At 44.4% G+C, this 12,244-nt stretch carries 13 protein-coding genes; 2 read left to right on the forward strand and 11 right to left on the reverse strand.

The window, feature by feature from the left end:
* Nucleotides 1–7: 7 nt before the first annotated feature.
* Complete coding sequence (locus PGZ10_RS01030) at nt 8–1,378, reverse strand: Mur ligase family protein (protein ID WP_070098607.1); 1,371 nt, start codon at nt 1,376–1,378, stop codon at nt 8–10.
* 182 nt (nt 1,379–1,560) lie between these two features.
* On the opposite strand from PGZ10_RS01030, the gene sigK reads away from it, so the two are divergent.
* Nucleotides 1,561–2,193, forward strand: coding sequence for an RNA polymerase sporulation sigma factor SigK (gene sigK, locus PGZ10_RS01035; protein ID WP_270540504.1), 633 nt, complete (start codon nt 1,561–1,563; stop codon nt 2,191–2,193).
* Nucleotides 2,194–2,267: 74 nt separating this feature from the next.
* On the opposite strand, the gene PGZ10_RS01040 is transcribed toward sigK, so the two are convergent.
* From PGZ10_RS01040 to mtaB, 8 genes are all read right to left on the reverse strand, one after another.
* Nucleotides 2,268–3,179, reverse strand: a complete 912-nt coding sequence (locus PGZ10_RS01040; RefSeq protein ID WP_117823156.1) for a CPBP family intramembrane glutamic endopeptidase — start codon at nt 3,177–3,179, stop codon at nt 2,268–2,270.
* Nucleotides 3,172–4,407, reverse strand: a complete 1,236-nt coding sequence (locus tag PGZ10_RS01045) for a peptidase U32 family protein (protein ID WP_008375008.1) — start codon at nt 4,405–4,407, stop codon at nt 3,172–3,174. The genes PGZ10_RS01040 and PGZ10_RS01045 overlap by 8 nt, the downstream gene beginning before the upstream one ends.
* 36 nt (nt 4,408–4,443) lie before the next feature.
* Nucleotides 4,444–5,091: an O-methyltransferase gene (locus PGZ10_RS01050; RefSeq protein ID WP_195368403.1), complete on the reverse strand. Its 648-nt coding sequence runs from the start codon at nt 5,089–5,091 to the stop codon at nt 4,444–4,446.
* Nucleotides 5,092–5,245: 154 nt separating this feature from the next.
* A complete protein-coding gene (locus PGZ10_RS01055; RefSeq protein ID WP_117556117.1) occupies nt 5,246–6,910 on the reverse strand; it encodes a ribonuclease J in 1,665 nt (554 codons plus the stop codon).
* A gap of 123 nt (nt 6,911–7,033) precedes the next feature.
* Nucleotides 7,034–7,300, reverse strand: a complete 267-nt coding sequence (locus PGZ10_RS01060; RefSeq protein ID WP_008375002.1) for a DUF1292 domain-containing protein — start codon at nt 7,298–7,300, stop codon at nt 7,034–7,036.
* Nucleotides 7,301–7,339: 39 nt separating this feature from the next.
* Nucleotides 7,340–7,768 carry a Holliday junction resolvase RuvX gene (ruvX, locus tag PGZ10_RS01065; RefSeq protein ID WP_044999233.1) on the reverse strand — a complete coding sequence of 143 codons (429 nt, stop codon included), beginning with the start codon at nt 7,766–7,768 and terminating at the stop codon, nt 7,340–7,342.
* Nucleotides 7,769–7,780: 12 nt separating this feature from the next.
* Nucleotides 7,781–8,038 (reverse strand): IreB family regulatory phosphoprotein, encoded by a 258-nt coding sequence (locus PGZ10_RS01070; protein WP_008374998.1) that lies wholly within the window; start codon nt 8,036–8,038, stop codon nt 7,781–7,783.
* A 51-nt stretch (nt 8,039–8,089) separates the two neighbouring features.
* Nucleotides 8,090–9,415 (reverse strand): tRNA (N(6)-L-threonylcarbamoyladenosine(37)-C(2))-methylthiotransferase MtaB, encoded by a 1,326-nt coding sequence (gene mtaB, locus PGZ10_RS01075; RefSeq protein WP_270540507.1) that lies wholly within the window; start codon nt 9,413–9,415, stop codon nt 8,090–8,092.
* A 134-nt stretch (nt 9,416–9,549) separates the two neighbouring features.
* Here mtaB and PGZ10_RS01080 point away from each other — a divergent pair, with 134 nt between their 5' ends.
* Entirely contained in the window at nt 9,550–9,783 is a 234-nt protein-coding gene (locus PGZ10_RS01080; RefSeq protein ID WP_008374994.1) for an HPr family phosphocarrier protein, read from the forward strand.
* A gap of 92 nt (nt 9,784–9,875) precedes the next feature.
* Here the strand turns inward: PGZ10_RS01080 and thiI are convergent, their stop codons facing one another.
* Both thiI and PGZ10_RS01090 read right to left on the reverse strand, forming a co-directional pair.
* Nucleotides 9,876–11,057, reverse strand: coding sequence for a tRNA uracil 4-sulfurtransferase ThiI (gene thiI, locus PGZ10_RS01085; protein ID WP_055155635.1), 1,182 nt, complete (start codon nt 11,055–11,057; stop codon nt 9,876–9,878).
* A gap of 9 nt (nt 11,058–11,066) precedes the next feature.
* Nucleotides 11,067–12,224, reverse strand: a complete 1,158-nt coding sequence (locus PGZ10_RS01090; RefSeq protein ID WP_008374989.1) for a cysteine desulfurase family protein — start codon at nt 12,222–12,224, stop codon at nt 11,067–11,069.
* Nucleotides 12,225–12,244: the final 20 nt, after the last annotated feature.

Genomic DNA, 12,244 nt, shown 5'->3' on the forward strand with positions numbered 1-12,244 from the left:
TTCCTCCTTATTCGTAAAATGCCTTGATATCGGTATGCTTGCTGATCTCACCGCGCAGGTCAAACATAGCGGTATAAGTCGGCATAATAAATGTCGGTGTCTCATCCGCTCCGATTGCTTCTAAAAGGTTCTCATAGTCACGGATCACTTCAATCCGTCCAGTGTCAAATCCTGCATATTTCAGGCGTAGCGCCATATCATCTGCACGGACTCCGGATACCAGAATACGGGTAAAGCGTGCGCTCTGGCGGGCAAGTGCTTCAAAATCCACATCCCAGATCCAGCTGATATCGGTTCCATCTGCATAACGGTCGTTCAGAAGGAACGCAATCTTGCACTCTTCCTCATCATTAGAGATCTGGTTGATGACCTGATTGTACCCTGCCGGGTTCTTGACAAGCATCATACGTGCTTTAGACTTGCCAAGTTCAAACTGTTCCGCACGTCCGAAACCACACTCAAATCTACTGAGTGCATCAACTGCTGTGTCTTCATCGATTCCAACAATCTCCGCAGCCGCAACACAAGCTGCCGCATTGTAAATATTGTAACCTCCCGGAAGATTAATGTGCACATCATGGCTATGCCCGAATGCATTTAACACGATATCCGAAGAATCTGCTCCGGTACGCACTACCTGCGTCACGCCAACCTGCGGTGTCTGCCGGTGATATCCACATTTCGGACAGCGGAAACCGCCAAGATGGCTGTAAGTTCTGTAATCGTATTCATATTCTGTCTTACAATGAATACAGTACACTGCATCAGACAATTCAAACGCTGTCTCTTTGTAAATCGGCACATCCACCCCGAACCATACAACCTTATTCGGTACATCATCTGCAAGAGATGACGTCAATGAACAGTCCGCGTTCAGGCACAGGGTTGCATCCGGTACGTGGGTAATTCCTTCGCGGATTGCATTCAACGTGTGGGTGATCTCCCCATATCTGTCCAACTGGTCACGGAAAATATTGTTGACTACCAGACACTCTACCGGCAGCATCTCACTGGTCTTGCGGAACGCTGCCTCATCGCACTCGATCAGTGCGTGTGTGTAGGAACACTTGCCAGAAAGACTGCAGTGCTGTGCAAACACCGTAATGATCCCGGTCAGAAGATTGGCACCGGATTTATTTGCGAAGTACTTATATCCGGCTTCTTCAAATGCCTGCTCGATCATACGGGACGTGGTCGTCTTTCCATTGGTTCCGGTCACTACCGTAACCTTCACCCCACGTGATAATTCCTTTAAAATATCTTTGTCAATTTTTAATGCGATCTTGCCCGGCAGGTTCGTTCCGCCTCGTCCCATCCGCCGCAGGACTGCATTGGATGTCTTACAGGCAAGTACCGCTAATCTTGTCCTTATTCCCATAATTTTTTCCTTTTCTCTCGTAATCTCATTTCTTTTGTAAACCATATCTGCTACTACATGATTCAACGCTCATTATAACGCATTTTCAGACGTACCACAAGCGCAAAATAACCCGAATGGAAAAGCACAGAACATTTCACTTTTACATACAATGTTAGTAACTCTATTTTGAGGTAATCGTATTGAAATCCTTTCCTCCGCCTCTTACTCCAAAAGAGGAATCCGAGCTTCTGAGACGCAGTGCAGACGGTAACAATGAGGCCCGTCATATTCTGATCGAGCGCAATCTCCGTCTGGTCGCTCATGTCATAAAAAAATATCAGCATCTGGAGGACGATACAGAAGATCTTCTGTCCATCGGAACCATCGGTCTTATCAAAGCAGTTTCCACCTTTAACCCGGACAAAAAAGCCCGGCTTGCCACCTACGCCTGCCGCTGCATCGAAAATGAACTTCTGATGATGCTGCGCACCAAGCGGAAGAGTAACCGGGAAACCTCCCTATACGAACCGATCGGTACAGACCGGGAAGGGAATGAGATCTGCCTGTATGATGTCATCGAATCTGATGAAGAAGATGCCTGTATGCAGCTTGCCCTGAAAAATGATATTTCTCTTCTCTATGAAAAACTGGAATCCGTTCTCACCGACCGCGAACAGCTGGTACTGAAAAAACGCTACGGTCTTTATGGTGAAAAAGAATATACCCAGAAAGAAGTTGCAGCTTCTCTTGGCATCTCACGTTCCTACGTTTCGCGAATTGAAAAAGGGGCGATCCAAAAACTCCGCCCCTGCTTTCTTCCTTCTCATTTTTAATTTTTGCCGGTCTAGATCCTGTCTGTCCATTTTAAAATTCATGATGCTTCTTTCACACCGGCAGACAGGACACTCTACTCAAACATTCCTATACCAAAAAGCAGAATGCCAAGTCCCAGAAAGACGCTACTTACAAGCACAAGCCCCAGCAGAGTTTTCTTTTTCTCTCTTGGCAGAAGTCCCCTGTCGTATCCCGGCTGTCCTTTATGGATCAGGTAATTCCCCGCATAAATCAGAAACGGTCCTGCCGAAGCATAAATAAAATACACCGCCACCGTCACAAGCAAAATGCCTGTCGATGCCATAGCTTCTGCACTTTCCATCTGCTTTGAAGCCACACTGGAAGTAAGCTGTAAAAGCAATGTCGGTAACGCATTATTGATCAGATGGAAGAACATGTTATAAAACATGTTATCCGTCTCGGCAAGCAGATATCCCATGGCGATTCCAAGCATCGCTGTCGGCACAAACCGCCAGAAACTTCCATGAAATGCACCGAACACTGCTGCACTGATCAGAATTGCCGGCCATGGACTCCTAAAGCCACGAAAACAGCTGAAAAGCCCGCCTCTGAATGCTATTTCCTCAAAAATCGCCGGCGTGACACAGATCAGAAGAAATGCAAGTCCAAACGGCAGTCCACCGGATAATTCACTCACACTTTCTGTAGCCCCACTCATCTGCTCCGGAAATACATAAAGCAGGATCGATGTCGGAATCATCGTGATCAGAAGGGTTCCGATCCACATCAGCAATGTTCCGACAGTCTTTGCGATCGTCGGTCTGTGAAATGGGAATGCACGCTTTACGTCTTCCCTGAAAAGCACTACTATTCCAAGTGCCAGCACTGCAAGAAGACCCTCATACATTGGAATTCCCCACTCACCAAAATAATAGACACAAAATCCGGAAAGCCAGAATATATCCACGCCGTACAGAAGGATCAGTACGATCGCCGCATATGGCTTCCACGTTTTTTTATTCATCTGCTTCCTCTTTTCTTCTGAGAATATCGTACTTGTCAGCCCTACCGGACAGTTCTACATACAGTACCTGCTTCGGATGTGGTGCACTCTCCTGTTCTTCTCCTTCTTCATTTACGATCCGTTTTACCTGAACCTCCACGTTATCTCCGTTCGGTTTCATGATCTCAATCGTCTCGCCCACCGAAAATTTATTTCTCTGTTCGATCTTCACCATACCGTCTTTAATCTCTTCTGTGATTCCAAGATATGTGTACTCCCGGATATAGGTGTTGCTGTCATAAATCTGTGCCTCTTCCGATGGTTTTCCAAAGAAAAATCCAGTTGTAAACTGCCGATAGGTACAATTCGAGATCTGGTCCAGATACCACGGCATATTCTTCCTGTAAAGCTCCGGATCTTTCTGATAATCATCAATTGCTTTCCGATATGTTCTCGCTACAGTTGCCACATACAGAGCCGTTTTCATTCTTCCTTCGATCTTGAAGCTGTCAATCCCCGCATCGATAAGCTCCGGAATATGTTCGATCATACAGAGATCTTTTGAATTGAAAATATACGTTCCTCTCTCATTTTCATAAACCGGCATATATTCTCCCGGACGGGTTTCTTCCACAACAGAATATTTCCAGCGGCACGGATGGGTGCATGCGCCATGGTTTGCATCCCTGCCTGTAAAGAAATTACTGAGCAGACATCTTCCGGAATAAGAAATACACATTGCACCGTGTACGAATGTCTCAATCTCCAGATCATCCGGGATATGTGCACGGATTTCTTTGATCTCACGCATGGAAAGTTCTCTTGCAGATACAACTCTGCTCGCCCCTTGTCTGTACCAGAACATATAAGTTGCATAATTTGTATTATTGGCCTGTGTACTCACATGTCTTTCAATTTCCGGACATACTTCTTTTGCGATCTCAAATACACCCGGATCAGCAATGATCAATGCATCCGGTTTTATTTCCTTTAACTCTTTAAAATATTCCCGCACGCCTTCCAGATCGTAGTTATGTGCCAGAATATTTGCAGTTACATATACTTTTACATCATGCTCATGTGCAAACCGGATTCCTTCCATCATATCTTCTTTGGAAAAGTTCTTTGCCTTTGCACGAAGTCCAAATGCTTCTCCTCCAATATAAACTGCATCTGCTCCAAATACGACTGCAGTCTTCAACACTTCCAGGCTGCTTGCCGGTATCAATAATTCAGGATGTCTTGCCATTATTTTTTTCCTTTCTGTTACTGTTATCTCCTGTTTTTATTTTCGCACGCTCAGTGCCACTCCATCTCCCAGCGGAAGAATAGACGTCTCAAGCTCAGGATGATGTTTCAGAGTATACAGATACTCCCTCATCCGGCTATGGATCGTGCGGTCTCTTCTTTCCACCGCAAACCGTGACTCAATAATATCTCCGTCCTGCAACACATTATCCGTGATCAGGATCCCTCCCGGCACAAGGAAACGCATCACCTGTTCTAAATATGCCGGATATTGTCCCTTTGCGGCATCCATAAACACAAAATCAAATCCTGCATCATCCGGCATGCCTTTCATAATCTCCAGTGCATCACCTTCAAGCAGCGTAATTTTCTGTTCCATACCTGCCCTGGCAAAATTGTCTCTGGCAATTGGAATCCTTTTTTCGTAATTTTCGATTGTTGTAATGTGACATTCCTCCGGAGAATATTTTCCCATCAGAATTGCCGAAAATCCAACTGCTGTCCCAATTTCAAGAATCTTTACCGGACGTTTGATCTCCAGCATTACTTTCAGAAAACTTTTTGTCTCTTTGCGGATGATCGGAACCATGTCCGCAAGGGCTTCCTGTTCGATCTCATCGAGAACGGGAATGTCCGCGCTTTCCAGAGAATGGAGGTAAGTCGTAAGTCGTTCTTCTACTATCATATCTTCCTCTTTTCTTCCAAGGGAATTCTTATCCTATACATTTATCATAGAAGCGCAGACAAAGTTTATTTTCTTTTCAACTCTGACTGCGCTTCTTTATGCAGATATCTTCGCATCTGCTTATTTTCATAAAAATGCCACAGGCATCTTTATATTATACATCCATAATGATCGGAAGGATCATTGGTTTTCTCTTGGTTCTTTTCCAGATAAAGTCATTCATTGTGTCGCGGATCACAAGCTTAATCTTGCTCCAGTCAGCATGACGGCTCATCAGACATTTTTCAACCGCTTCCGTAACAACCTTCCGTGCCTCTTCCATCAGGCTTTCAGATTCACGTACATAAACAAATCCACGGGATACGATATCCGGTCCGGCAAGAAGTTGGTTGGTACGCTTTTCCAGTGTCAGAACGACAATCAGGATTCCGTCTTCTGCCAGATGCTGACGATCACGCAGAACAATATTACCGACATCGCCAACACCGAGTCCATCTACCAGGATTTCTCCTGTGTGTACCTTATCTACAACTTCTGCGCTTTCATCATCCAGTGCAAGTACATCGCCTGACTTGAGGATGAAAATGTTGTCCTTCGGAATCCCAAGAGATTTGGCAATACCTGCGTTCGCTTTCAGATGACGGTATTCTCCGTGAACCGGAATTGCATATTTTGGTTTTACCAGTGAATAGATCAGCTTCAGCTCTTCCTGGCACGCATGTCCGGATACGTGCGTATCCTGGAAAATAACATTCGCTCCCTTTTCAGAGAGTTCATTAATGATATTCGATACCGCTTTTTCATTACCCGGGATCGGATTAGAGCTTAAAATGATCGTGTCACCCGGCATGATCGATATCTTCTTATGGATATCTGCTGCCATACGTGACAGAGCCGCCATAGATTCTCCCTGGCTTCCGGTTGTGATGATCGTTGTCTTCTCTCTTGGATAGTTTTTCAACTGATCTGTCTCGATCAGCGTATTCTCCGGCACATTCAAATAGCCAAGCTCTGATGCAACCGAAATGATATTTACCATACTGCGGCCTTCTACAACTACTTTACGTCCATACTTGTAAGACGTATTGATGATCTGCTGTACACGGTCTACATTCGAAGCGAAAGTTGCTACAATAATTCTTGTATTGGAGTGTTCGGCAAAAAGCCGGTCAAATGTAGCTCCCACTGTCCTTTCTGACTGTGTAAAACCAGGTCTCTCTGCATTGGTACTGTCTGACATCAATGCCAGTACCCCTTTCTTGCCAATTTCTGCAAAACGCTGCAGATCAATCGCATCACCAAATACCGGTGTATAATCTACCTTAAAGTCTCCGGTATGCACAACAATACCTGCCGGCGAATAGATTGCCAGTGCCGATGCATCCTGGATACTGTGGTTCGTCTTGATAAATTCAATTCTGAATTTTCCAAGATTGATCGACTGTCCATGGCGCACTACTTTTCTTTTAGTTGAGCGGAGAAGATTGTGCTCTGTAAGCTTTTTCTCGATAATTCCCATAGTCAGCTTTGTTGTATAAATCGGCAGATTAATCTCTTTAAGCACATAAGGAAGCGCTCCAATGTGATCCTCATGTCCATGTGTGATCACAAAACCCTTCACCTTATCCGCATTGCTCTTAAGGTAACTGATATCCGGGATTACAAGATCGATTCCCAGCATATCATCTTCCGGGAACGACAATCCGCAATCTACTACAATAATACTGTCTTCATATTCAAAGGCAGTGATATTCATTCCGATCTTTTCAAGGCCTCCAAGCGGAATGATCTTAAGTTTTGAGTTGCTTTTTTTCTTCAATCTCACACCTCCATATATTTTTATGTATCTCATCCGTACATTTAATTATCGTAAAATTCGGAGTCCGCCTCTGTGTGCGAACCCCGTTCTTATCTGTCAGAAATATTCTTTTGACAGTTCCGTCTACACTTCAATCTCCACATCCTCCAGAAGCTCTTCGAACACCTTGAGTACGGCATTAAGCTCTACTTCCTCTTCTACCATCTCATAAACGCTGTCCTTCTCTTCCGGCGCACTTGTATCCTTCAAGATCAGGCACTCTGCATCATCCTCTTCTGAATCTGCAACCAGAAGGTAAGTCACTCCATTCAGTCTGGTCTGCTCCACAACAAAAAATTCTTCTGCTTCGCCGCCTTCTCCGCATGTAAACGTTAATTTTTCATTCTTCATATACTTTCCCCTTATCGTCTGATTGTATTCCAAAGCCTGTTACTTTTGCATACCCAGAGAGTCCAGATATCCCTGCAATATAAATACAGCCGCGATCTGATCCACATACTGCTTGCGGTTCTCCCGTCTTACGCCGGATTCCATAAGTGTCCGTTCCGCTTCCACCGTTGTAAGGCGCTCATCCCACATCACGATCTCAATGCCGGTACGCCGCTTCAGCATCTCTCCAAATTCCAGTGCCTTCTCTGCCCGTTCTCCGATATCATTATTCATATGTTTTGGAAAACCGATCACAAACTTCTCTACTCCATATTCGGTTGCAAGGCTCTCAATCCTTGCCAGTGTCTTCCGAAGCTTGTTCTCGTCCTTCCTCGTAACCGTCTCCACTGCCTGTGCCGTAATCCCCAGAGGATCACTTACAGCAACACCTACGGTCTTCGTACCATAATCAAGTCCCATTATCCGCATCATATCTTCAACCTACAGTTCATGTCTGATATAAGCTTTTAATAATTCTTCTACTATCTCATCCCGCTCAACCTTCATCACAAGGCTTCTTGCTCCGTTATAGCTGGTAATGTATGTAGGATCACCGGACATAATGTATCCTACAATCTGATTCACCGGATTATATCCTTTTTCCACCAGAGCATTATATACAATTTCCAGAATATCTTTTGCCTGGATCTGTGGTCCTGTCTCTACCTGAAAAAATTGTGTATTCGTTATATCTTTCATCTTACGACCTCCAATACTTCATATTCATTTTAATATAATCTATACAAAAATTCAATGCATAATTTGTGAAAGTGAAGTAAGTTCTATCTCTTTTAACTGATTGGTCCACCGGTCTGCCTGTTCCGGTTCGCATGGAACCCCAATCCGCAGATATTCCTTGGTGTGCCCTGTGACATAATTTTTCCCATCACGCTCTGTCATCTCTTCAAATAGAACTTCCACCTTTTTTCCAAGCCATCCTTCTTCATAGCGCTGCATTTTTTTGCGGTTCAGTTCCAGCATGATATTGCTTCTTCGCGTTTTTTCATGTTCCGGGATCTGCCCGTCCATCTTCGCAGCCTTCGTTCCCTGGCGCTTTGAATACTTAAATATATGAGTCTCATAAAAATTGATGCTGTCTACAAAGTCCCGGGAGGCTTCAAATTCTTCCTCTGATTCCTGCGGGAATCCTACGATCACATCGGTTGTCAGTGCCGGATTTTCAAAATACTTCCGGAGAAGCTCACATTTTTCCCGATATTCTGCCGCATCATATCTGCGGTTCATCCGTTTCAGGGTTGCATCACATCCGCTCTGCAGAGACAGGTGAAAATGCGGACATATCTTCGGCAGGCAAGCCAGTTCTTTTGCAAATTCTTCCGTCACGATACGCGGTTCCAGAGAACCCAGACGGATCCTTTTGATCCCTTCAACTCCATGTACCGCGCGGATCAGATCCAGGAGTCCTTCTGTCTGCTTTCCATTTTCATCTTTCCATTCCAATCCGTAAGAACTGAGATGGATTCCGGTAAGCACCACTTCCTGATACCCATGTTTCGCAAGTGTACGCACCTCTTCCACTACATCTTCCTTCTTCCTGCTGCGCACGCGTCCTCTCGCATAAGGAATGATGCAGTAGGTACAGAACTGGTTGCAGCCATCCTGTACTTTCAGATATGCCCTTGTATGCTCTGCTGTCCGGGAAAGATGGAGGCTCTCATACTCGAAGGTATGGTTAATGTCAATGACCTCCTGCATCTGTTCCGGAATGTCTTCTTTAAAATATTCTTCCAGAAGGCGGATCAGATCCTTTTTTTTATTATTCCCGATTACAATATCTATATTCTCATCCAGCTCACCCATATCCACCTGCGCCTGCACATAACAGCCGGCCGCTACGATCACTGCATCAGGATTCTGTTTTCGGGCACGATGGATCATCTGTCTGGACTTGCGGTCTGCCATATTCGTCACCGAGCAGGTATTGATCACATAGACATCTGCCAGATCATGAAACGGTACGATCTCATATCCGTTCTTTTCCAGCAGTTCCTGCATCGCTTCTGTTTCATAAGCATTTACCTTACAGCCCAGGTTGTGTAATGCTGCTTTTTTCATAAATTCATCCTACTTTCAATATTTATAACATTTAACGAAAATTTCATTCATTCTTCGGCGTTTTGTTCCTTGACTTTTTTATGTATAACTTTTAATATAACTATAGAAAATGAAATCAAGGAGGTGTGTTTTCAATGAAAACCGTACAAATTTCTTTAAATTCTATCGACAAAGTAAAATCATTCGTAAACGAAATCACAAAATACGATTACGATTTTGACCTGGTATCCGGAAGATATGTGATTGATGCAAAATCTATCATGGGTATCTTCAGTCTTGATCTTTCTAAACCGATCGATCTGAACATCCATGCTGAGAACCAGGATGCTGATAACATCATCGAACTTCTGAAACCATACTTAGTATAATAGAATGCGAAGTATCAGGACGCAGTACATTTTCTGTACTGCGTCCTTTCTTTTTTTGAGGAGAGCCTGAAAAAGCTCCCCTTTTTCTTTTATTATTTTACGATGATCGTCTCCACAGTATTCACTGCTTCTGCAAACAGTTCATCAATCTTTTCACTTAAGTTTTCTTCTGATTTGCGGATCACTTCTACATTCGGTTTGGTTACCGGATGTTTTGCCACGAAGATCGTACAACAGTCTTCGTATGGAAGAATGGAAGTCTCATAGGTTCCGATCTTCTCTGAAATATCTACGATCTCTTGCTTGTCAAACCCGATCAGTGGCCGATATACCGGCAATGTACATACATCGTTGGTTGCCATCAGGCTCTGCATGGTCTGGCTTGCCACCTGTCCGATACTTTCACCGGTAATAAGTCCCAGGCATCCGTCTTCTTTTGCAAAATGCTCTGCAATCCGCATCATATAACGGCGCATGATGATCGTCAGTTCATCATGTGGGCATTTTTCATAAATATAAAGCTGGATATCGGTAAAGTTGACTACATGCAGCTTGATCGGTCCTGTATATTTGGAAACCTGCTTTGCAAGATCCACTACCTTCTGTTTGGCCCTCTCGCTGGTGTACGGCGGTGCATGGAAATAGGTTGCCTCCAGTCCGACGCCACGTTTGGAGATCATATAACCTGCAACCGGACTGTCGATTCCACCGGAAAGCAGAAGCATCGCGGTTCCATTGGTCCCGATCGGCATACCGCCAGGTCCCGGAATGATCTCGGAATAGATATAAATCTCTTCTCTTACCTCTACATGAAGCAGTACATCCGGGTGGTGTACATCTACCCGGATTTCCGGGAATGCATACAGAATAGCTTCTCCGAGGTCATAATTGATCTCCATTGATTTCTTCGGATAGGTTTTCTTTGCACGACGGGACTCTACCTTAAATGTGATATTCTTATCCGGATAAACCTCATCCATGTATGCGATCACATCTTTTTTCAGTTCTTCAAATCCTTTATCCTCTACGCGGACAACCGGACAGATCCCTACAATTCCGAATACTCTTTTCAGAGCTTCTACCACTTCATCTCCGTCATAATCTCCGTCACAGTCCACATAAACTCTTCCCTGTGCTTTATAAGTATGGAACAATCCGTCCAGGTCCTTTAATGAATGCCTGATCTGTCTTACCAGCGCATCCTCGAACATATAACGGTTCTTTCCTTTGATTCCGATTTCTCCATATTTTATCAAATAAGTCTGAAACTTCATTCTTTCCTCCTAATGGCGTGTGTACTTTCTAAGCATCGGTACACAATTATATAATGTTTCCAGCGTATAGTCAATTTCTTCTTCTGTAGTAAATTCTGACATACTGAATCTGAGCGTTGCGTCCAGATATTCTTTTCCGGCTCCGATTCCCTTTAACACTCCGCTGATCGCCGGATGGTTGGATGCACATGCCGAACCGGATGATACATAAATCCCCTTCTCTTCCAGTGTATGAAGAAGAACCTCACTCCGGATTCCTGCAAATCCCACACTGATGATATGTGGTGCACTTGTTTCATCATAAAGCCCGTGGATCACAGTATGATCGATTTTCTGTACCCCTTCGATAAAGTGCTGTTTCAAGGCACGCATATGTGCCACCTTTTCATCCAGGTCTGTGTAAATCGTCTTTGCTGCCAGCCCGATTCCTGCAATCCCCGGTACATTTTCTGTTCCGGAACGCATGTTTTTCTGCTGCTCGCCTCCGAAAATGATCGGTTTTACTTTTGCTTTTTCATTGATATAGATAAAACCGATTCCCTTCGGTCCATGGATCTTATGTCCGCTTACAGAAAGCATATCGATTCCCATCTTTTTCGGGTAAATCTTATATTTTCCAAATCCCTGTACTGCATCCACATGGAACAGGATATTTTTATTATAAGCCTTTACGATCGCAGATGCTTCTGCAATCGGCTGAACCGATCCCACTTCGTTATTCACATACATGACCGATACCAGGATCGTCTCGTCACAGAGCGCTTCCTTTAACGCATCCAGGCGGATCCGTCCATACTCATCAACCGGAAGATAGGTCACACGATAGCCCTCCTCCTCTTCCAGGTAACGCATGGTATTGAGAATTGCCGGATGTTCAATTGAACTGGTGATCAGATGCTTGCCGGCACGGTGATTGGCACGTGCACCTCCGATCAATGCAAGGTTGTCACTTTCTGTTCCACCGGATGTGAAATAAAGTTCCTTTTCCTGCACCTTCAGAATCTTTGCAAGTGTCTCCTTCGCCTCACGGACATACGCTTCTGCATCCACACCTTTTTTATGCATGGAGGATGGATTGCCGTAATCCTCACACATCACTTTTCCGACTATATCCCGAACACACTCATAGGCTCTCGTTGTTGCTGAATTATCCAGATAAACTTCCATTTTTCTTTGTCTCCCAAACA

The sequence above is a fragment of the Coprococcus sp. AF102-57 genome, from assembly GCF_027686195.1.
Taxonomy (GTDB): domain Bacteria; phylum Bacillota; class Clostridia; order Lachnospirales; family Lachnospiraceae; genus Allocoprococcus; species Allocoprococcus comes.